At 42.6% G+C, this 21903-nt stretch carries 17 protein-coding genes and 1 pseudogene; 8 read left to right on the plus strand and 10 right to left on the minus strand.

The genetic code is table 11. The features are described from left to right. Nucleotides 1-16 precede the first annotated feature (16 nt). The 5 genes from JMW94_RS08390 to JMW94_RS08410 all read right to left on the minus strand — a co-directional run bounded on the left by JMW94_RS08390 (nt 17) and on the right by JMW94_RS08410 (nt 5972). Nucleotides 17-676: a YsnF/AvaK domain-containing protein gene (locus tag JMW94_RS08390; protein WP_227685462.1), complete on the minus strand. Its 660-nt coding sequence runs from the start codon at nt 674-676 to the stop codon at nt 17-19. A gap of 258 nt (nt 677-934) precedes the next feature. After that, the gene (locus JMW94_RS08395) at nt 935-1783 is read right to left on the minus strand and encodes a DUF2382 domain-containing protein (RefSeq protein ID WP_045443477.1); all 849 of its coding nucleotides are present in this window, start codon (nt 1781-1783) and stop codon (nt 935-937) included. 428 nt (nt 1784-2211) lie between these two features. Then, nucleotides 2212-3393, minus strand: coding sequence for a thiolase family protein (locus JMW94_RS08400; protein WP_109592340.1), 1182 nt, complete (start codon nt 3391-3393; stop codon nt 2212-2214). A gap of 95 nt (nt 3394-3488) precedes the next feature. Then, nucleotides 3489-4847, minus strand: a complete 1359-nt coding sequence (locus tag JMW94_RS08405; protein WP_109592342.1) for a homoserine dehydrogenase — start codon at nt 4845-4847, stop codon at nt 3489-3491. Nucleotides 4848-5117: 270 nt separating this feature from the next. Continuing rightward, nucleotides 5118-5972, minus strand: a complete 855-nt coding sequence (locus JMW94_RS08410) for a DsbC family protein (RefSeq protein WP_109592344.1) — start codon at nt 5970-5972, stop codon at nt 5118-5120. A 413-nt stretch (nt 5973-6385) separates the two neighbouring features. Between JMW94_RS08410 and JMW94_RS08415 the strand changes: the two genes are divergently transcribed. Then, nucleotides 6386-7315: a DUF808 domain-containing protein gene (locus tag JMW94_RS08415; RefSeq protein WP_109592346.1), complete on the plus strand. Its 930-nt coding sequence runs from the start codon at nt 6386-6388 to the stop codon at nt 7313-7315. Nucleotides 7316-7419: 104 nt separating this feature from the next. Here the strand turns inward: JMW94_RS08415 and JMW94_RS08420 are convergent, their stop codons facing one another. Then, complete coding sequence (locus JMW94_RS08420; RefSeq protein WP_201603918.1) at nt 7420-11763, minus strand: Rne/Rng family ribonuclease; 4344 nt, start codon at nt 11761-11763, stop codon at nt 7420-7422. Between the two features lie 1209 nt (nt 11764-12972). Between JMW94_RS08420 and JMW94_RS08425 the strand changes: the two genes are divergently transcribed. Both JMW94_RS08425 and JMW94_RS08430 read left to right on the plus strand, forming a co-directional pair. After that, complete coding sequence (locus JMW94_RS08425) at nt 12973-13983, plus strand: RluA family pseudouridine synthase (protein WP_087814857.1); 1011 nt, start codon at nt 12973-12975, stop codon at nt 13981-13983. Between the two features lie 120 nt (nt 13984-14103). Beyond that, a complete protein-coding gene (locus JMW94_RS08430; protein ID WP_087814856.1) occupies nt 14104-14817 on the plus strand; it encodes an HAD-IA family hydrolase in 714 nt (237 codons plus the stop codon). Between the two features lie 147 nt (nt 14818-14964). On the opposite strand, the gene yihA is transcribed toward JMW94_RS08430, so the two are convergent. After that, nucleotides 14965-15753: a ribosome biogenesis GTP-binding protein YihA/YsxC gene (gene yihA / locus JMW94_RS08435; protein WP_201603920.1), complete on the minus strand. Its 789-nt coding sequence runs from the start codon at nt 15751-15753 to the stop codon at nt 14965-14967. Nucleotides 15754-16162: 409 nt separating this feature from the next. Here yihA and JMW94_RS08440 point away from each other — a divergent pair, with 409 nt between their 5' ends. From JMW94_RS08440 to JMW94_RS08455, 4 genes are all read left to right on the plus strand, one after another. Next, the gene (locus JMW94_RS08440) at nt 16163-16498 is read left to right on the plus strand and encodes a c-type cytochrome (protein WP_045443485.1); all 336 of its coding nucleotides are present in this window, start codon (nt 16163-16165) and stop codon (nt 16496-16498) included. Nucleotides 16499-16836: 338 nt separating this feature from the next. Next, complete coding sequence (locus JMW94_RS08445; protein WP_201603922.1) at nt 16837-17505, plus strand: c-type cytochrome; 669 nt, start codon at nt 16837-16839, stop codon at nt 17503-17505. Nucleotides 17506-17951: 446 nt separating this feature from the next. Then, the gene (locus tag JMW94_RS08450; protein WP_201603924.1) at nt 17952-19094 is read left to right on the plus strand and encodes a hypothetical protein; all 1143 of its coding nucleotides are present in this window, start codon (nt 17952-17954) and stop codon (nt 19092-19094) included. Beyond that, entirely contained in the window at nt 19082-19462 is a 381-nt protein-coding gene (locus tag JMW94_RS08455) for an RnfH family protein (protein ID WP_227685463.1), read from the plus strand. The genes JMW94_RS08450 and JMW94_RS08455 overlap by 13 nt, the downstream gene beginning before the upstream one ends. 44 nt (nt 19463-19506) lie before the next feature. Here JMW94_RS08455 and JMW94_RS08460 read toward each other — a convergent pair whose 3' ends face one another. Next, nucleotides 19507-19926: an outer membrane protein assembly factor BamE gene (locus tag JMW94_RS08460; protein ID WP_045443819.1), complete on the minus strand. Its 420-nt coding sequence runs from the start codon at nt 19924-19926 to the stop codon at nt 19507-19509. A gap of 327 nt (nt 19927-20253) precedes the next feature. Between JMW94_RS08460 and fur the strand changes: the two genes are divergently transcribed. Then, complete coding sequence (gene fur, locus JMW94_RS08465) at nt 20254-20688, plus strand: ferric iron uptake transcriptional regulator (RefSeq protein WP_045443492.1); 435 nt, start codon at nt 20254-20256, stop codon at nt 20686-20688. Nucleotides 20689-20836: 148 nt separating this feature from the next. Here the strand turns inward: fur and JMW94_RS08470 are convergent. Both JMW94_RS08470 and JMW94_RS08475 read right to left on the minus strand, forming a co-directional pair. Continuing rightward, nucleotides 20837-21757, minus strand: a pseudogene (locus JMW94_RS08470) (PilT/PilU family type 4a pilus ATPase); the annotation flags it as partial. Between the two features lie 14 nt (nt 21758-21771). Then, nucleotides 21772-21903 (minus strand): transposase (locus JMW94_RS08475; protein ID WP_201603926.1); only part of this gene is annotated, 132 nt, incomplete at its 5' end.

Here is a 21903-nt window from a genome sequence, read left to right on the forward strand (position 1 = left end):
TAATGAGTCAGCAAAATTATTTATGAGGAGTGGCACTAGATTCATGTGCCAAAAACCCTTCTTCCTTCACATCTAATTCTTCATGCTTAAGCACTACTTGGATGCTATCTGTATGGGTATGAGTGGTTTTATTGATATCGATTTCTTGGATAGCATAAGTGTCTTTAGTAATGGTAGCCACTTGACGTGATAGGATAATTTCAATCGGCTCATCACCAATTTCAATCTGTTTGCCATTCACGGTAACGACCGCCTTGCTATCTAACGATGGCTCGATATGGCGCAATATATCCTTTTCATCATAATTGCCTGACAATAAGTCCTGACTTTTCGCATCGTGGTATTCGGTACGAATAGTAATATATTCTTCTACCAACTCAATAGGCACGTCAATGGTCTTAGTGCGAGCGTGCTTGGTCACCGTCACTTTACCGACATCTAAACGCTCTTTATTGATGACAGGACGCTCTTCTAATAGTTCCAAGTGTCCAACATTATGATTGCTCTTATCTATGTTATTACTACTTATATCATTACCTTCTATGTCATTAGCTACTGTGCCATTATTAGTATTAATTGGGGCAGTTATAGCGTTTGGTGTCCCTTGCTTGTTATGTAAACTCTCTTGTAGAAAGCTATCGTTCGGGATGCTGTCGTCGTGATTGCTAGTCATCATAATGTCCTTATCTTTATGAAATAATCGTTATACAATATTTTAGAGCCATTTTTGCAGATTTTGCAAGGTTAGCCTTATCAGATGTCATTAAGTATTTTTAATTCCTAAGTATTTTTGAGTATAGTAAGCAAAAAAAGACCAGAGGCATGCTCTGGTCTTAATTCACTAAGTAAAAATACTTGGCTGCTTATTACGGTCATGTATTGCTCGGCGATCTTACTTTTGAATGACAGCCAAACAGTATGACGGTTTAGCGTATTACATACCACGAGCACGGCGTACGTCTTCTGCAGTAATACCATCACGGTCGATTATGTTGCCTTCGCGGTCTACTACGTTGCCATCGCGATCGATATCCAATTCTTCACGTTGGATAGTTTCAACGATAGTTTCAGTATGACGTTCAGTGGTTTTACCGACGTTCACTTCTTCAGATACGTAAGTGTCTTTACCAACGCGGGCACGTTCAGCCTCTAGTTCAACCTCAATAGTTTGATTACCATCAATGTCACCAATACGGCGATCTGTTGGACGATCTACGTTAGTACGCTGAATATTAGCGTGCTCTTCTTCTAGCTCAACATCGACATTGCGCTCTTCGGTCACTATATGCTTACCAACTTTAACCAAACCTGCCACGATACGGTCTTTATTGACGGTCAAGCGCTCTTCTAGTAGCTCTAGTGTATTTGGTGCGTCATAGGCATGGTCTGCAATCTCCATACGCTCTGCAACTGGAACAGTATCAGCAACAAATGCTTGACGATCCTTTTGATACTGGTCTTTGTAGCTATATTGATAATCATGGTCATATACTTCCATGGCATCGACTTGAGACTTGGTCAAGCTGTCAAAGAATACGTCATCACCAACGATACGTGCCAAGCCAGCGGGTACCAATACTTCTTTTGAACTGAACCAGCCACCAGCATCAACAATCAAATAACGAATGCGACCAGTGGTGTCTTCTACTAATGCACCTTCGATTTTACCGATTTTTTCTTCATTGACACCATAAGCAGTTTTACCTGTTGGGTCGTAATAATCATCACCGATTAAATCTTTATGAGTAGCTTGGATATCTTTTAAACGAATTAGTTGGCTCATTGTTGTCTTCCTTTTTTATGAGTTAATCATTATTAATTTTTTTAAAAACAATCGTTGTTTTGGAAAAGTTAAATTTCTAGTAAAAATATTTTTATAATAAAAGGTGTAGCAAGCCATGTGAGTAGCCTCTACATCGACTTGTAAGAATCTTAACATCATGATTTTCGATGAGATATATGAGCAAGGTAGCAAAGTGTGCGCTTGAAGTAATTGCGTGTAATAGGCTGTAAGTGGCATAACATAGCTGGGGTCAAAGATTAACGTGTCTTTACACAGAGCAATATTTCTAGCTTATTTAAGAGTCATAGACACAGAAAAACCGCAAAGCAAATAGCGATGCGGTTCCTGATATTTTGAAAATTTTATAATAAACGATAATTATAGAGGTAAATTTAACATATCAATCGATTAATTAATCTGCTTGAGTATCAAGCAAGTTCAATAGCAACAGCCACGGCTTCACCGCCACCAATACAAAGTGTCGCAACACCTTTTTTGCCGCCAGTACGCTTGAGAGAGTTGATAAGCGTGATCAAGATACGAGCACCTGAACAGCCTACTGGATGACCGAGTGCACAAGCGCCGCCTTCAACGTTTACTTTGGCATGGTCGATTTTTAGCTCGTCCATCGCCGCCATGGTTACCATTGCAAACGCTTCGTTAATTTCCCATAAGTCAACATCAGCGACTGACCAACCAGCACTAGCCAATACTTTTTCAATTGCACCAATCGGAGCAATGGTAAATTCGCTTGGATGACGAGAGTTTGATGCGGTTGCAACGATACGCGCTTGATAATCAAGGCCTTCAGCTTTTGCTTGCGATTCTTTCATGACCACAACCGCTGCCGCACCGTCTGAGATTGAGCTGGCGTTTGCTGCCGTGATGGTACCATCTTTAGCGAAGGCTGGACGTAGAGTAGGGATACGCTCGGCATTAGCAAGCGCTGGTTGCTCATCGGTATCGACGGTTTGCTCGCCTTTACGGGTTTTAAAAGTCACTGGCGTGATTTCATCTTTGAAGTGGTCGTCTTTGATAGCAGTGAGCGCACGATTTAGCGATTCTATAGCAAACGCATCCATTTGCTCACGGGTATAGCCCTTTTCGTCGGCCATTTCCTGTGCGAACATACCCATCAGTTTGCCAGTTTCAGCATCTTCCAAACCGTCTAGGAACATATGATCTTTGACTTCTTTATGTCCCATACGGTAGCCGCCACGTGACCCTGGCATAATGTATGGCGCATTGGTCATTGATTCCATGCCACCAGCGACTGCCACATTGAAACTACCAGCTTTGATGCCGTCATGTGCTTGCATGACTGCTTTTAGCCCTGAACCACAAAGCTTGTTAATAGTGACAGCACCAGTTGCATCAGATAAACCTGCATTACGCATTGCTTGACGCGCAGGACCTTGACCCAAGCCTGCGGTCAAGATACAGCCCATAATGACCTCGTCAATACTATCGACTGCCACACCTGAGCGTTCGACAGCGGCTTTAATAGCAGCACCACCAAGTTCCGTTGCGCTCATATCTTTTAGTGCGCCTTGGAAGCCGCCCATTGGAGTACGTGCGCCGTTTAAAATTACAATTGCATCATTTGACATCGTTATTATTCCTTTTACGTATTTTAAATGAGTTTGTTTTAATTAAAACCAAACGCGGACTAGATAGCATCTTTTAGGTTCAATAACTGCGGGCTTTATGCTAGCTCATCTAAGCGAATGCGTACTACTTTATCAGTAATGGTCTCTAATTTTTCAATTTTTTCGATGGCTAGATTCATCTGACTTTCGACCACGGGTAACGTCAAGATAATAACTGGAACTTGACCAACTTTGTGCGCAGGTTTTTGTAAAATCGCATCGATATTGATACCAGCATCGCTTAGAATGCGAGTAATATCTGCCAACACACCAGGGCTGTCATAAGCGTGTACGCGCAAATAATAACCGGTAATCATCTGCTCAGCGCGCAATATGGGCGTGTCTGATAGCTGCTCAGGGATAAATGCTAAATGCGGCACATGGTGACCGTGGTTGTTTTGATTACTGTTGCTTTCATCGCTACTGTCTTTGCTACCTAGAACACGCACCAAGTCCATCACATCGGCCATCACCGCAGAAGCGGTTGCGCCAGCACCAGCACCATCGCCACAATATAGCGTCTGTCCAAGCGGATGAGAGTTGACCAGTACGGCGTTTTTTACGCCATTGACGTTGGCGAGTAACGCATCCTGCGGAATGAGCGTTGGGTGCACGCGTAGTTCGATACCAGAAGCCTCATCATTACCTTGACCATCACGGCGTACGGCAAAGCCCAAATGCTTGATACGGTAGCCAAGCTCTTCCGCATAGTTGACGTCTTGTAAGGTGATACCAGTGATGCCTTCACAGTAGACCTTATCAAATTGCAGCGGAATACCAAAGGCGATAGATGCGAGTAATGCCAGTTTATGAGCCGCATCAATACCTTCGACATCAAAAGTCGGATCTGCTTCTGCATAACCCAATTCTTGTGCTTCGCTCAACACGTCTGCAAACGGGCGACCTTTATCACGCATTTCGGTCATGATAAAGTTGCCAGTACCGTTGATGATACCTGCTAGCCAATCGATTTTATTAGCAGCGAGCGCTTCGCGCATGACTTTGATAATGGGGATACCGCCTGCGACTGCTGCTTCATAAGCGACATGGACGTTATGCTCTTCAGCAAAGGCAAAGATTTCGTTGCCATGCTCCGCCAATAGCGCCTTATTTGCAGTCACCACATGCTTGCCGTTTTTAATGGCGTGCATAATTACGTCTTTGGCAAGGGTCGTACCGCCAATCACCTCGACGACGATATCGACATTGTCGCTTGCAGCAGTTGCCATCAAGTCACTGTTTTGCATAATATTGGGATCAATATCATCACGATGACGGCGCGTACCAACTTCGGTAATGATAATGTCGCGTCCGCTACGGCGTTTTAGCTCATTTAAGTTGTCATTGATTAGATTGATCACGCCCGTTCCGACGGTGCCCAGACCAAGTATCGCTAGTTTGATGGAATTACTCACAGTATCCTCAAGAGTTTAAATATAATGAACCAATGATAACGCTGTCATAGAGTCAAATGCACATGCGCTACTAGCTGTAGTATTTGCGTGCATTTTGACAGTCGCAGCTTTATCGATTTTTCATTACAGTTGAATAAAAAATACTCAAATAAAAAGTATGCTGCTGATTTTTCATAGCGCTTTATCGTATCATACCGACAAGCAGTTGTGACGTCTACACAATGTCGCCATCGTCATAGATATCACAAATACCTGAAACAATAACAGATTTTAGCTAGCACCGATAGCTTGAGCCAACTCCGCCGCAGGTAGATAGCCGCCTACTTGCTGACCAGATTCTGTAAAGATAGCGGGAGTACCACGCACACCAAGTTTTGCACCCAGTGCCATGTGTTCTTGTACAGGGTTAGCACAGCTAGGCGCTTGTACATCAGCGCCCATTTTTCCTTGATTCATGGCCGCCTTACGATCTTGACTACACCAAATGGCTTCCATTTTTGGCACTGATTCCTGACTGCGCGGCCATGCCAAATAACGTACTTCGATACCACGTGCATTGATATCATCCATCTCTTCATGCAATTTACGACAATAACCACAGTCTGCATCGGTAAAGGCATAGACCACTGACTTCGTTTCGCCTATGGCTGGATAAATCACCATGTCTTTTTTATCGACGGCTTTTAGGGCTTCTTGTGCGGTACTAGCAACCAATGCCGCACTGATATCGACAGGCAGAGCCTCGCCAACAGAAATAATCTGACCTTGGATAATGTGTTTGCCAGACTTATCAGTAAAGAAAGAAGGCAGTCCTTCCGCTGTGACCCAATAAATACCATCCATATCTGTTGGTACGGCTGAAATGATATTTTCTTCAATACCGGACGTATTCAAATTCGCCTGCAACGCCTTTACCACGGCAGCATCGCTATCAGCGGATGCCTTACTTGTACTGGTTTTAGCATCGGTATTATTGACGATACTGGTGTTGCTGGTCGCATCTGCTGCATTGTTTGAGCAGCCCGCAGCAACCACAACAAGCAGTGCACTCATCATAAAGCGAGATAAATTATTTCGAGAAAAGCGGTTATGAGCAAAGGTGTTTTTTGCAATCGGGGATGACATATATAGGTGTCCTGTAGGCATCGTGCCTAATCGTGAAGTCGTTTTAAGAAAAATGATACTAAATTTCTATATAAAGCAATACGTATTGATATTGTCTTAAAGGTTTAAAATTAAAAGGTTTTTTTACAATTTAATAATTATAAAAGGTAAGTAATCATGTCGCCTATATTAACATATTTATGGCAAATAACAGCCACAGGCTATGAGGTGATATAGGGAGGTGAGGGCAGCAATAATAGTAGTAGGTATAAACATCAATTCAAAAAAATAAGATACATTTGTACTATTTAATATCGACGCTTGCCCTTGTAGTCTACGGCTAATAACAGTGTTTTTATAAAAATTCATATAAAACTATTGGTATCAGTTATTTTTAACCCTTTATTTCAATAAATTTTTGCTAAGGAGCACACATGGCAGGTGCCAGTTTATTAACCCTACTTGATGATATCAGTGTGATATTGGATGATGTTTCCGTCATGACCAAAGTCGCTGCTAAAAAAACCGCCGGTGTATTGGGCGATGATTTGGCGCTCAACGCAGAACAGGTCACGGGTGTCAAAGCCAATCGTGAGCTACCAGTGGTTTGGGCGGTCGCCAAAGGCTCATTTATTAATAAACTTATTCTAGTACCAGCGGCACTCTTGATTAGTGCTGTTTATCCACCGCTGGTCACTTTTTTACTAATGTGTGGTGGTTTGTTTTTGGTTTATGAAGGCGCTGAAAAAGTCATTCATCGATTTTGGCCACATGCTTTGCCGCATGATGAGGAGCAAAATGCTCGTCGGCAAGCCAATGCTGATGAGACTATAGATTTGGTCGCTTTTGAAAAAGAAAAGATCAAAGGTGCAGTACGTACGGATTTTATTCTGTCAGCTGAGATTATTGTGATTGCCTTGGGATCAACGGCAAGCGCCACTTTATTAGAACGAAGCTTGGTGCTGTCTATTTTAGCCATCGGTATTACGATTGGTATTTATGGCTTGGTCGCTGGTATCGTGAAAATAGACGATGCAGGTCTGCATTTAATGGAACAAGAAGGAGTGTTCAAGCAAAAATTGGGCAAGTTAATGTTTGCAGCGGCACCAAAACTGATGAAGTTTCTATCTATCGCTGGCACGTTGGCAATGTTTTTAGTAGGCGGTGGTATCTTAGTACACGGTATCGGCTTCTTACATCATGGAGTAGAGGATATCGCTGATTTAACGGGTATCTTTGAAAGCTTAACGACAACGGTATTAAATGGCGTCATTGGTTTTATCATTGGCGCTGCGGTTGTGGCTATCTTAACAGTTATTAGTAAAATTCGTGGAAAAGACGACACAGCGTCATCTGCACACTAAGTCAGTTACCTGTGCTTTAGCTTTATATTGATTGTGATTTTATTTCGTAAAAAAGCCCCAAAGTTGCTGACAACTTTGGGGCTTTTGCGTTGGACGTTATACGATTAGCTTTCGCTATCTGAGTCATCAGTCTCTAGCTTTTCAGCTTGCGTGGGCTTTTTATGCTCCGTTTTAGGCTTACGGCTACGTGCCTTTGGTACTTTTGGCGTGGTCAAATTAAACATACCAGTCTGTGGCAGCAGTTGTTCAGCCACATTCTCAATCATGTTTTTATAACTGGCAATCGTGGTTTTTGACTTAGCAGCCTGACTGTCGTCTTTGCCTGCTTCTTTGCCTGCTTCTTTGGTATTGATAGGTTGCTCTACCTTAGGCTCATCTGCTGGCTTAGTTTTTTCAACGTCAGCTTCTTGAGTATTAGCCTCTTCAATGTCAGCAGCTTCGCTATCGTCATGTGCCCCGTCAGTCTTTTCAGCTGCTACTCGCTCAGCAATCACAGTGCCTTCATTCGACGGCTCGCCAGTTGTTTCTGCTAGGGCTTGATCTGCTTCTAGTAATTGTTCGCTGTGAGCGCTGATATTATCAGCCTGAGCTTGATTGGCTAGAGCATTTGCCTCAACATCATGAGCATCCACATTGTTATCATCATGTTCAATAACCGCTTGCTCAGTATCAGCCGCTTGTTCGGTCGGTAGACTCAACACTGCGGGCTCCTGATAACTAGGATGTTGACCACGTGGATCGTTGCCAGCACGCTTACCAATGGCACGTGGTTCGACGTCCGTTTTACCTTGCGTTGCCGCAAATTGACTGACCGCTTGTGTCATCGTTTCAAAGCGCGTCAGGTAATCTGCCGCCAATGGCTGATAGCCATAGTTGCTAAAGTCGAAATTGCTGTCCTCAACTTTGGTATCAGCAGTCGGTGTGACGCTCGTTTCAATGTTAGCTGATTTGTTAGCTGATTTTGTTTGCTGCGTATGTGCATCGATAGCAGCAATAAAGCAACTAATGACACCGTCATTTTTCAAACGACTTTCTGCATCTGCTAATGCTTTACGAACAAAATCACCAACAGTGCCACGAATAGTCGATGGGTTTACTACTGCAGGCTCAGCTACTGGTGGTTGTTGAGCTGATTGTGCTTGCTGACTACGAACCACACGTGGATCATTACTAGCCTGACCAAACTTCTCAGCAGTCACGTAGCGCTTGGCAAATAATGCTTCGTGCGTTAGCGCCAGTGCTGAGTTGTTCTTATCATTTGTGCTATGACCACTTGCGCTATGACTGTCATTGGCATTGCTAACATCGGCGTCACTGTCGGTAGCGTCAACAGTGTCAACAGTGTCAACAGTGTCACTATTCGCTTTTTCTGTCGATTCTGATTCGGGCTGTTTTGGCGTTATTGCTACGCTGTCCACGTTAGTATCCACAGATTTTGAATGGTCAGTTTGGTCTTTGGTAACGCTGTTAGATGTTGGTTGCTCATCTACGGCAGGTTTTTTGTCAGTAGCGTTACTGTCTATTTTCGGGGCATTATTTTGTCCCTTGTCTTCAGTGGTGCTAACGTTAACATCATCAACATTAACATCATGAGGCGCTACAGTGCCTTCGTCGTTACCCTTCACAGCAGCTGTTTCAGGAGCAACTTTTTTGTCATTGCTCTGCTGATTATCACTTTGCTGTGTATTAGCTTCTTTTTTACTGCTTTCTTTATTAACATCATTTACTGATTTTTGCTTTTCAGTAGATTGAGACTTTGTCTGTGTAGACTTACTGTCATCTAGAGACAAGTGTACGACTTCTGGTGATTTCAGCTCAACGGCTGCTTCATTGACCTGTAGCACGACTTCATTAGGATCTTGATTTCGACGCGTGTTAGAGTGATTTTTTCGGCTGTTCGCACCTGTCGTCGCTTGCTGATTGGGTTGCTTAATATTTTCAGCTGTTAGTGTCTCGCCGCGCTCTAACTTGCCACGTGAACCGCGTTGGCTATGCGATTTACGCTTCGCACGAGTTTGCTCATCTGCCGTATTACTGTCTTTATCAGCATCATCATTGCGCTCGTTTGCATGGTGGCTACTGTCTTGACGATTGCTGTTTTGCTGATTATTGTCTTGACGATTGTTGCGATTGCGCTCATTCGTGCGTCTGGTATCCTGCTGACGTTTGTTTTGATTGTCAGCCTGCTTGTCATCAGCATTACTTGCAGCACTATTTACGGCGTTGTTCTCGGTATCGCCGCTTGTTTCATTGCTTGACTCTTCTGCCTGATCTTTTCTTTGACGAGGTTTAGAAGATCTAGATTTACGTGGCTTACGTCTTCTTCTATCTTCATTACTGCTATCATCATCGGTGTCGCTGTCTGAGCTACGACGCGCTTGTTGACGATTGGCATTGTTGTCGGATGGTTGTTCGTTATTTTTCTGACTGTTCTGCTGATTTTCTGGTACGTTGTTCGATGCACTCGTTGATGTATTACTCAGGGCACTGCTATCAACTTGTCCAAATGAGCCTAAGCTTTGTGCGCCATTATTTACTAGTGCTTCAATGGCTTGTGCTGCATCACGACTACTGACGCTATGCGTCGTTGAGGCTTGTGGTGCTTGCGCAAATAGGTTTGATAACCACGCCACTGCTTGTGGCTGAGCTGCTGTCTCAACATGTGCAGGAGCTGTAGTTGCTGCTACTGGAGCAACAGGGGCAGGGGCTGCCACACTCTGGTTGTTGTTTGCTTGTGGCGCGCGCGCCGATGAAACGTTGGTCGTATTTTTATTGTTACGATGGTCGTTACTGTGTTTACTATGCTCAGCTGTACTGGTCGGTTTGTTTGATTGGCTAGCAGTATCATTGCTCGCTATTTGACGTGGCTGGCGCGTTGGCTGTTGCTCTGGACGCTCTTTTTCAGCCGTTTGCCAGTCAACTTCATAACCCAAATCGCTATGTTCTTGGGCTGTATCCGTAATACGCTCATAGCTTGAAGGCGCAAAGCCATCACGGTTAAAGTGTAGTTTAAAGTTAGGCGACTCTAAATGCGCGTGTGGCAAAATCGTGATACGCGTGCCACTGTCTTGCTCAAGATAAACTAAGGCATCACGTTTTTCGTTTAATAAGAAGGCGGCGATATCTGTTGGAACTTCTGCTTGTACTTCGCCTTGACGTTCTTTTAGCGCGATTTGTTCAATCTGACGCATAATTGATAGTGACAATGAGCGCAAGTCACGAATCATGCCGTTACCATGGCAGCGTGGGCAGATATAACCGGTTGACTCTTCTAGCGATGGACGCAGACGCTGACGGCTCATTTCCATCAAACCAAACTTAGAAATATCACCAAATTGCACGCGTGCACGGTCATATTTGGTGGCATCAATCAGACGTTTTTCGACTTCTTTTTGATGCTTATTGTCATTCATATCAATAAAATCAATGACAATCAAACCACCCATATCACGCAAACGTAGCTGACGGGCAATTTCATCGGCTGCTTCTAGGTTGGTATGATACGCAGTTTCGGCAACGTCTGAACCTTTGGTCGACTTGGCTGAGTTGATATCGATAGAGACTAGTGCTTCCGTTTGATCAATAACGATTGAGCCGCCTGATGGCAAACGCACTTCACGTTGATACGCGGTTTCGATCTGTTTTTCGATATTAAAGCGCGAAAACATCGGCTCATAATCGGTATATTTGCGTAGCTTTTCTGCTTGTTTTGGCATCACTGCATCGATAAATCCTGCCGCTTCAATATAAGCGTTTTCATTATCAATCCAAATCTCAGCGATATCATCACGTAGATAATCACGAACAGCACGTGTGACAACGCCCGCTTCTTGGTGAACCAAGCGCGGTGAAGGATATTTTTGGTTTTGTTCTTGAATGGCTTGCCAGATATTCAGCAAGTGATTTAAATCGTGCTGTAAATCTTCTTGAGTTTTACCAATACCCGCGGTACGAATGATGACACTCATGCCTTTTGGTAAATCAAGATTGCTTAGCATACGCTTCATGTCTTCGCGCAGTTTGCCTGAGATTTGACGTGAGATACCACCGCCGCGAGGGTTGTTTGGCATTAATACCAGATAACGACCAGCTAATGAGACATACGTCGATAGGGCAGCGCCTTTGTTACCGCGCTCCTCTTTTTCGACTTGGACGATTAATTCATCGCCTTCTTTGATCAGTTTTTTGATGTTTTCGTCACGTGGATTACCGCTTAAGTATTCAGCAGAGATTTCACGAATGGGTAAAAAACCTTGGCGCTGTGAGCCATATTCGACAAACACCGCTTCAAGCGATGGCTCGACACGGGTCACATGACCTTTATATATATTGGATTTTTTTTGTTCACGAGTACGGTTTTCAAGATCGAAATCGTAAAGATGATTGCCTTTACATAAGGCGACACGAATTTCTTCGTTTTGAGTAGCGTTGATCAAAATGCGTTTCATATTTGTATCCTATGAGTACGCATAACAACGACGAGACGGGCTTTAGAGCGCAATGGCAAGTATGGCTAACATTTAAATTAGCATGGGCAGATGTTAATCAACGATAGAACGTAAATCATGGGTTAATAAAGCACTTGGGCTTTGTCAATGGCTTGTTTTTTACCTAAAGCGTGTTAGCAGAACTAACGTAAATATAAAATTTATAGGGTGTAAGGCTATCTATTTATATCCTATTATTGATAGGCTTGGTACAAATATTAATGCGTCAGCATGCGATTCAGTTTTACTATCAGCAAGCTTTATTGGTAGTCATGCCAGCTTACTTTGTAAGAGCAGGCGACGGGCAGTGACGAGATTCAATATACTGATATTCAAAAGGCGTTGTGCTGCTGCAATCCATCCATCAAAGTCTAGCAATAATATCGCTGTTATAAATACCATTATATGAAATGGTGATATTCAGCAATTATTTGTTTAGGTAAAGCAATTGGTCACTCTTTATTTATCGTTCTTTCTGGTATAACGTCAATAATATCTTGGGTGTTTTACGGTTAGGTGTCGCGGCTCCGGTGATCAGCGGGGCGTACTTGGCAAACAGAATAAATGACCAAACTATCGGTGTGGTGCTGTATTCATATCTTTTTTATCGTTATCTGTTTGACCACCAATACGTAGGCAGCTATCGATATACTTCTCGATCCTAATGCTAAACAACCCATACTTGCTCAACTACACTTGCGTAAAAGACCGCCAATAACCAGTCATTAAATCATGAATAATTATCAAATAAAGTCGTTGTCATGCAGGTTGTGAGTCAATGTAGTGTCATTATCGGTCAATAAACAGGCATTTAGCCAAACTTATCAACACTGAATTTATGAACACAAAGGTATTTAGTGTCACTATTTATTCTATGGTACTGAGTAAAGTCAGTACGATACTTTCATTTTACAATTTATGGGGACATATCTATAAATATCTACAAGTGATATTTCTAAACAGATACTGCGCCCTAAAATCCGATTAAACATACAATGTTGGCAGGGTATACTGCTAATACCTTTTCACTAAAAGTTCGTAAAAATGGTAATGCGCTATTTAGAACAACAACAATGATTATTGCTGCAGTCTCTGCTTAATTGTCGCTCAACATGCTAAACTATAGCAAATCTTTCTGTAAATACCTAACTAAAAATGACGAAGCCAAAAATGACTGACGACGCACCTACCCATGAAGCCCCTGCTATTTTTAATAGTAAAACACGCCCGCAAAGCGCTGATGATGAAATCAGCAACTTTGGTAAGGTAAATTATCTTGAAGTAACCCGCCATCAACACGATCAGCGCTTGGATAACTTTTTGTTGAACCGTTTAAAAGGTTTGCCAAAACCGCATATCTATAAAATGATTCGCTCAGATGAGATTCGGGTCAATAATAAACGCTGCAAAGCGCACGATAGAGTACAGCGTGAAGACGTGGTACGTATCGCGCCAGTGGTACTTGCTACCCGCGAAAAACCAATTATCAGTGCTGAGTTTGCTAAAAGCTTGTTAGCACGCGTAGTGTATGAAGACGAAGGAATGCTAGTGCTGAATAAGCCTTCTGGCATCGCCGTTCACGGTGGTAGTGGTTTGGACTTTGGTGTTATCGAAGCCATGCGTGAAGTGACAGGTAAAAAATACCTAGAGCTGATACATCGCATTGATAAAGACACCTCAGGTCTATTGATGATTTCTAAAAAACGCTCAGCGCTAAAAGCGTTGCAACAGCATCTCGTTGATAAAACCATCCAGAAGCATTACTTATGTATCGCCAAAGGTCAGCCAGCATTAAATGAGCAACGCATTGATGCGTCATTGCTACGCTATACAGTTGCTAGTGGTGAACGCCGCGTCAAAGTAGATGCGCAAGATCCGCAATCTAAAGACAGCCAGACGGATATCGTCGTTCATGGTCGTTTTATGATTGCTGATCAGCCAGTTAGTCTAATTGAAGCCAAACCACTGACGGGTCGTACCCATCAAATCCGTGTGCATTTGGCTCACATTGGTCACGCTATCTTGGGTGATGATAAATATAATGTGCATGATAAATCAGGCGTCCATCGTCTGTGTCTGCATGCGTGGCGTTTAGACATTCCAGGCTATGAAACTATTACTGCACCGCTACCAGATGACATGGCAGACTGGTTGCCAGAGCAAACCAAGTTGCCTGAATAAGTCGCCAAATAAAATTTTTAAGCATTAACTTTAAACGTCACGAACGCTTATTTTTCTTAATAAGTTGCCGTGACGTTTTCGTATCTACCATTTATTATTGATATTCGTTAAGGTCTATTTATGAGCAATCAATCTGTCGCTAGTATCTCTAGCGCTTTCAAAGGAACTCAGTTGTCAGCCAGTCATCGTTTAGCGGATAAGACGCTGATTATTTTTGATTGGGATGGAACGCTAATGGATTCCATTGGCTTAATCGTTGAGTCAATGCATGTGGCAGGAGAGGCGCATGGGTTCCAGACCACCGATAAAGCTGTACAAGACATCATTGGGCTGAGCTTAATGAATGGCATTGAGATTTTGTATCCGCAAGCCAATGACACACAAAAGCTTGCGATTCAGCAAAGCTACGCAGACCACTATATTGCCAACAGCCACAGTACACCGCTTTTTGCGCCGATAGAAGGGATGTTGCAGACCCTACAAGCCCAAGGTAAAAGTCTCGCGGTTGCAACTGGTAAAAAGCGAAAGGGCTTAGACCGCGTATTAGATGCTTCAGAGAGCCACCATTATTTTGTGATGACCCGCTGTGCCGATGAGGCAGGCTCAAAACCTGACCCGCAGATGTTGACCGATATTTTGAATTATACGCAGCAGCAAATCGCCAATGCTGTTTTCATCGGTGACAGTATCTACGATATCCAAATGGCAACGGAACTAGGCATGACCAGTATTGCGGTGAATTATGGTACAGCATCACCTGCAGAGCTCGCCGCACAGCAACCCACTTATCAGGTTGACACGCCACAAGCGTTGGCTGAGCTACTATGTGCTTAACTAAAAGCACTTAAATAAAAGTGCTTAAATAAAAAACTTTTTGAATGCTAAAAAATGATAATAAAAAAAGGGTTTATCGATAATAACGATAAACCCTTTTTACTTGGAGACGATAATGTTTATTTGATTTATTTTTGAGCACTATCCTTATTGAGTGCTATCCTTCTGAGTACTTTCCTTTTCAATAGCACCTTTTTCGATGTTGTCTTTTTCAATCGCTTCTTCCAACTCAGTGCCTTCTAGTAACGCAAAAGAGGATTCAATGATTTTGTCTGCCTCAAGCTGATACTCATACCAGTTGCCCATGACACCAGCCAGCTCATCCAGACCTTCTTTTCTTAGTGCTGAAAATAGCTGAATGGTGCAATTCAATCCCAGTTCTTTTAGTCTTTTACGAGTATTAAGTAACGCATTTTTAGATGCGCCATACTTTAGCTTATCTGCTTTGGTTAACAAGATATGCACCGGCAGTTCACCATCATTTGCCCAACGTAGCATTTGCTCGTCAAAGAATTTCAATGGATGACGAATATCCGTCATGAGCACCAAACCTGCAAGGCTTGAGCGCGCCACCAAGTATTCTTCTAGCTCAACCTGCCATTCTTTTTTCATCTCAAGCGGTACGGCTGCGTAGCCATAACCTGGCAAATCCACCAAACGTCTATCAGCATCACCAATACTAAAAAAGTTAATCATCTGCGTACGACCAGGCGTTTTAGATGAGCGTGCCAGTTGGCGTTGGTTGGTTAAGGCATTAATAGCAGAGGATTTACCTGCGTTTGAGCGTCCTGCAAAGGCAACTTCTAAGCCCATATCGGGTGGGCAGAGACGAAAAGTAGGCGCTGACATCATAAACTCAGTTTGCTGAATTTTTTGACGAGATTTAGTGTTGAACAATGCATGTTCGGCGGCGACATCAGTAAACGGGGTACTCATAAATGGCTCATTAATCTTTAAGAAATTGGATACGGTTATAAAATTTTAATCAACTGGTTGTCGAGAAGACAGTGCATTAGACAAAAAATCGTTACGAATTTATTCATCATAACTTTCAATGTTTATTGGTCATAAACACAGTCATTTCAAGTTATCGACTATTCTATACTATTACTTATCTTACTTATTGAAATAACTATGATTAGCATCACATAAATGACAGAATACCATTAAAATAAGCGCTCATTAGAGCAAGTTGCCGCTTTTATTCATGCGTTACCAAAGCCAAACTATATTTATCTATATTTATACGACATACATTGTTACAATGTTTAATAAGATATACTGAACGAACGACGTTTAATAGCAAGATTGATTAAACGAGAGAAGCATCAAAAGGAGGTGTTCTATGGTTTCAATCAATGCACTTTTTAGCCAGACCTACCGAGTTTTAATAGGTAGCGGAGCGGCATTACTGCTCAGTAGTGCTATCATGACTAGCGCTAATGCTGCTGATATTGCAGCCACCTATGATAACTCATGTGCTGCCTGTCACGATAGTGGTGCGCTGAACGCCATCAAAAAAGGTGATAGTGCCAAATGGCAACAGCTTATCAAACAAAAAAGCATGCCGACACTTATTAATTCCGTTAAAAGTGGTATGACGCAGATGCCTGCTGGTGGTCTTTGTAACAGTTGTAGCGACGATGATTATCGTAAGTTGATTGAGTACATGAGTAAGTGAGACGCTGACCGATAAAGCAACACAATACGACACACTATAAAACAACTTAAAAAAGCGCTGGGTTTTTTAGCCTGTAAGCGCTTTTTGTTTTTTGTTGGCATACTTGTCTATGTGTTAGAAAAACTGATGGATGTGACGATTAAGTAGGCAAATGCTACAAAGTCTTGCTATAATAATCTAAAATAAACCCTGATGTTAGTAAGTACTTTCAGACTGCTTGTGGCCAAGACCTTAAAACATATACCTACCTAACCAATAGTAGGGTGGTTTATATGAGGTATCTTATCAGTGCAATCACTCTAAATAATGCTTACGCCGAGCTAGTAGGATTTGTATCAATGAAAAAGTTAATCGCTGCTGCCAGCTTATGCGTTGCAAGTTTCAGCGTACAAGCTGCTATTATTGTCCCTGAGTACGACGTCAATGCCGGTAAGCAAATTGCAGAAACGGTTTGTGCTGCTTGTCATGGTGTTGATGGTGTCAGTGTTGTCCCTGCGCAGCCTAACTTGGGTGGCCAAAACGTAAAATATCTTTACAAACAGTTGGTCAACTTTAAAGCAGGTTATCGCAAGAACGGTATTATGCAATCACAAGTTGCAAATTTATCGCAGCAAGATTTAGCCAACGTGGCTGGTTATTATGCTAGCCAAGCGCCTTGGGGTGTTGGATTTGGTAATCCTGCGACCAACCAAGAAGCCACTAAGCTATTCTTAGGTGGTGATAAGTCACGCGGTGTCATCGGTTGTGCAGGCTGTCATGGTCCAGATGCTGCTGGTAATACTTGGGCGGCATTTCCACGCTTAGGTGGTCAGCATGCACAGTACATCTCCACTCAGCTAAAACTTTTCCGTGCGGCTGGTCGTGTTGATGATGTTGATAGTGATGAGCAAAAACGTGTCAATGATGCTGCGAAAGAAGGCGATATGGGCATGATGCAGACAGTCGCATCGAAACTATCGGATCGTGATATTCGTATCTTGTCAGACTATATCAGTGCTGTTCACTAATTCATTGGTATCAGCTACGAGTGCCTAATACACCTTGCCTCACTGAAATTAATAAGCACTTGACCAGATATCCGCCATTGTTTCATTATTAAACCCCGATTTCGGGGTTTTTTTATAACTGTTCATCCCTTATATTATAGAGACCTTATAGTCATTCCATTATAAAAGAGTCGCTGCATTAACCTCGCTTGAAGTATTGAATATACATTTGCTTCTGGTTACCTTGTGCTTCTTTTAAATTGAATCGACTATATAAAATAAAACTGCTTACAGAGGCCTATCATTGCTCTGTATCATGATAAATTATCGTTATTCACTTTATACCAAACCCACAGAGTATGATTTGCGCTGTCAAACTTGTTTCGTCTACAATGCATAGTACGGACCCTCGTTTTCCCAGCTATTCTCATTTTTGTGAAAGGTATTAGATCGTTTGGGTTTAGATTATGATGATCCGTTATGCTTCTTATTTTATCGCGGCACTGCTACCGCTACTGCTGTTTCGTTGGTTTGCACCAGCATCCGTTGGTGAGATTGACTTTTGGTTACTCTGGCTATTGGCTATGGTATTGGTATCCTTGCCCGTTGTTTATGCGGAAATTGCCTTAGCCTATCGTAGTGTCGATGCGCCATTAGCAGGGATGCAAAAGCTTACTCGCGAAGCAGATGCCAGCCCAATATGGCGTAGTTTTGGGTGGCTCGCCGCGCTGGTCTCTATTCTGATTGCGGCGTTAGTGATCTCAGGCGCGAGCACAGGTATTTTGGCGGCATTGACGGAGCTTAATAGCGCTCCTGCTATACCAGATTTTGCGATCGCTGCTGGCCTTATGGTCATTGCTGTGTTACTCAGTTTATTGGGCGTTGTACCGTTACCGATTGGCCTAGGATTAATGGTGATAGGCTTATTGCTCGGCGTGGCAAATGGCCTACCCAATATTGACTTTGCGATGACTGATATCAGCTTAAATGAATGGGCACGTGCAGTCGCGTTAGCGTTGGTTAGTGTGGGTGCAGGCACAGGCTTATACTGGTTTGGTCAAAACTTGGTAACGAACCAAGTGACAACAGCGGTAGACACGAACAATATCAATGCGCAAAAACCTGCTCGCAGCCGTGCGACGAGTGAGTATCGGGCAACCAAATTGGTACTCCCGATTTGGATATTGCAATTGATCGTTGGGGTTGTGGCGTTATCTATTAGTGGCATGGCATTGCCACCGATTGGACAGCTATCATATTGGATAGGGGTGTTATTTGTCGCCAGCTATTTGCTGCATTATAGTACCCAGCAATTAGCACACAAGTTTGGACTACTGGTCAGTTTGGTATTAACCTTTGTCTTGGCGCTTTTGTTAGTCGTTATCATACCAACTGTTTGGCTGGTCGGACTTTTAGTGATTATTAGCAGCATAGCGGTATTATTGCTGTCTATCTTTGCGGGTTGGCAGATGAAAATTAGTCATCTGCGTAAGTCATTAAATTTTGGCAATGAAGCGTTTTATAACTTATGGCGAATAGCGATTCGTTTGATTGTGCCACTAGCACTGTTATTGGCATTGATAGGTTGGGTGATGCAGTGGTTGAGTTAACTGCTAATGGCGTTCAATCTGATAATAATTGTGCGCCGTCATCTGAGCAGACCATGCTAATGACTGTTTATTTGGCATACGCTGAAGATGCAAAATGTCAGCATTATTTAACCCTACAAGTTAATGATGAAACAAGTTTGTATGAGGCATTGAGGCAGGCAGGATGGTTGATGAAATTTCCAGCGTTAGCACGTTGGTGTGAGCAAGTGGCAGATATTGCAACGCCAACGGCAAAGCGTTGGCATGTGGGTATCTATGCACAAAAACAGCCGCTCAGCTATCGCTTGCAGCCTTTTGATCGTATCGAAGTATATCGCAGCTTAAGCGCTGATCCCATGTCTCAGCGCAAAAATAAATCTCGAGTTTAAGCGATGTTGCGCCATCTATCATTAAAGCCAGTTGCCGTTCTTGATTATGAGGCAGGCAGGCTTTCGATACCTTCAATACGATTGACCAAACCATTATTATCAAAGTAGATAATTAAGTGCTGACTGGCATTTTTGACATCAGCAATACCTTTGCGGCTACCTTCTGTCCCTGCTTTGTAATCGTAAATATAATCCCAACGCTTAGGTTCTAAGGTGTCTCTAATAGCTGGGCTACCAAGGATATAAAGGACTTGGTTTTGATTCATACCCACTTGCAGTTTTTGCGCTTGCGCTTGAGTGATGGCAGTGCCTTGTGGCAAATCAATCTTATAAACACTCAATAATGAGCAGCCAGACATAGCGACAGTAGCGCTAAGCATACTGGTTATGACAATCTTGCGTAATACGCTTGTAGGGCTTAACGGACGAAAAGTTAATGTCTTTATCATGGTAAGATGACTCATAAGAAATGAATTAGGCGCAGCCAGAGGTTGTTAATGCTAGTCTGGCCGACAATCTTGGACAAATGATACGTCATTTACTTGCAATTTCCTACCACTTACGACATTATTTACCAAATGCTACCTGAGGCATTTTATTATTTATATTTTAAATTCATAGACTTGCGTTAGGATTATTATAGAAAATAACAGGCTTGGAAATGAGGTCAAATCAGCCAGTCTGCTGTTATTAAAATGTTTCATATACTATAAAAAATAATCATTAACGATTATTTATCTCATATTTTTGGTTCTTTATTTGCTAAGACTGTCACAGTCAGAAGGGATATTATGGCTTCTTTTACCAATCAAGATTTACGTAAAGCGGGATTAAAAGTCACGTTACCTCGCATCAAGATTTTAGAGCTACTGGAGAGTGCAGAGTTGCATCATATGAGTGCTGAGGAGGTTTATAAGGCACTGATAGAGCAAGGTGAGGATGTGGGTTTAGCGACTGTCTACCGAGTACTGACGCAGTTTGAGCAAGCTGGTATCGTCGAGCGTCATAACTTCGAAAATAATTTATCGGTGTTTGAAATTACCCAAGAAGGCCATCATGACCATTTGGTTTGTGACGTTTGTGGCAAGATTATAGAGTTTCATAACGAAGTCATCGAAGAAGAGCAACTTAAAGTCGCAGAAAAGCACGGATTTAAGTTATCAGGTCATTCATTGGTGCTATACGGTATTTGTAATGACCAAGAGTGTCGGGATAGCATCAAGTAATTTTTTTAATTGGTGAGCATGCTCTATATTTGATATTATTTTTAGTGCGTTATCGCCATATATAAAATAAGAAAGCCCTCATAATAATATGAGGGCTTTCTTATAAGTTTTTATGGCAAAAACGAATAACAATGCTCAAAAGCCATGCTTAACTGATATCTAATGATAAGTTATCCGCACCTTCATCCAGATTGGCGGTGCCGTTCTTACTGCTGAGTTTGATTTTTAGGCGCAAATCATTAGGAGAGTCAGCATGAAGAATGGCTTCTTTATAGGTGATTTCTCCTTGCTCATATAAGTCAAAAAGAGCCTGATCAAAGGTTTGCATGCCGCTATCCCGCGATCGTGTCATGACATCTTTGATTTCATGAACCTCGCCTTTACGGATATAGTCACTAATCAGCTGTGAGTTCAATAAAATCTCAATAGCCGCACGGCGTCCTTTACCATCAGGGGTTGGGATGAGCTGCTGCGCGATAATGGCTTGCAAGTTGAGCGACAAATCCATAAATAACTGATTGTGGCGACTGGTTTCAAAAAAGTGAATGATACGGTCAATCGCTTGGTTGGCGTTGTTGGCGTGTAAGGTTGCAAACACTAGATGGCCTGTTTCCGCGTACTGGATCGCGTAGCTCATGACTTCACGGTTACGAATCTCACCAATCAAAATAACATCAGGTGCTTGGCGTAACGTGTTTTTTAGTCCTGCCTCAAATGAATGGGTATCGATACCAACTTCACGCTGGGTAATAATACAACCACGATGTTTATGAACAAACTCGATAGGATCTTCGATGGTAATGATGTGACCATGCGAGTTTTGATTACGGTGTCCGATCATAGAAGCAAGGGTCGTTGATTTACCTGTACCTGTCGCACCCACTAGCAGAATGATACCGCGTTTTTTCATTGCCAGCTCTTTTAACGCGGGCGGCAAACGTAGCTCTTCGACAGTCGGAATTTTATTCTCAATTTTCCGTAAAATCATCCCTGCCATATCACGCTGTATAAAGGCACTGACCCGAAAACGTGCTTGCTGTGCTTCATCAGCAATGGCAAATTGGCACTCGTTAGGGCGTGTCTTCAATTCATCTTACAATGAACGATAGTACACGCCAGATAAAGCATTGACTTAAAATTACGAGCTAACTTTTCATAGCGAGTGGCGATACTACGAAAGTGTTTGAGCCTTGCGAACATATTCTCAACACGAAC

Origin of the sequence: Psychrobacter immobilis (assembly GCF_904846185.1) — a bacterium.
GTDB lineage: Bacteria > Pseudomonadota > Gammaproteobacteria > Pseudomonadales > Moraxellaceae > Psychrobacter > Psychrobacter immobilis_B.

Coding starts and splice junctions, on each gene's coding strand:
- JMW94_RS08460 (WP_045443819.1), bottom strand. CDS start 19,926: ATGAGTCATCTTACCATGATAAAGACATTAACTTTTCGTCCGTTAAGC.
- JMW94_RS08410 (WP_109592344.1), bottom strand. CDS start 5,972: ATGTCATCCCCGATTGCAAAAAACACCTTTGCTCATAACCGCTTTTCT.
- JMW94_RS08390 (WP_227685462.1), bottom strand. CDS start 676: ATGATGACTAGCAATCACGACGACAGCATCCCGAACGATAGCTTTCTA.
- JMW94_RS08425 (WP_087814857.1), top strand. CDS start 12,973: ATGACTGACGACGCACCTACCCATGAAGCCCCTGCTATTTTTAATAGT.
- JMW94_RS08415 (WP_109592346.1), top strand. CDS start 6,386: ATGGCAGGTGCCAGTTTATTAACCCTACTTGATGATATCAGTGTGATA.
- JMW94_RS08445 (WP_201603922.1), top strand. CDS start 16,837: ATGAAAAAGTTAATCGCTGCTGCCAGCTTATGCGTTGCAAGTTTCAGC.
- JMW94_RS08420 (WP_201603918.1), bottom strand. CDS start 11,763: ATGAAACGCATTTTGATCAACGCTACTCAAAACGAAGAAATTCGTGTC.
- yihA (WP_201603920.1), bottom strand. CDS start 15,753: ATGAGTACCCCGTTTACTGATGTCGCCGCCGAACATGCATTGTTCAAC.
- JMW94_RS08395 (WP_045443477.1), bottom strand. CDS start 1,783: ATGAGCCAACTAATTCGTTTAAAAGATATCCAAGCTACTCATAAAGAT.
- JMW94_RS08430 (WP_087814856.1), top strand. CDS start 14,104: ATGAGCAATCAATCTGTCGCTAGTATCTCTAGCGCTTTCAAAGGAACT.
- JMW94_RS08440 (WP_045443485.1), top strand. CDS start 16,163: ATGGTTTCAATCAATGCACTTTTTAGCCAGACCTACCGAGTTTTAATA.
- JMW94_RS08450 (WP_201603924.1), top strand. CDS start 17,952: ATGATGATCCGTTATGCTTCTTATTTTATCGCGGCACTGCTACCGCTA.
- fur (WP_045443492.1), top strand. CDS start 20,254: ATGGCTTCTTTTACCAATCAAGATTTACGTAAAGCGGGATTAAAAGTC.
- JMW94_RS08400 (WP_109592340.1), bottom strand. CDS start 3,393: ATGTCAAATGATGCAATTGTAATTTTAAACGGCGCACGTACTCCAATG.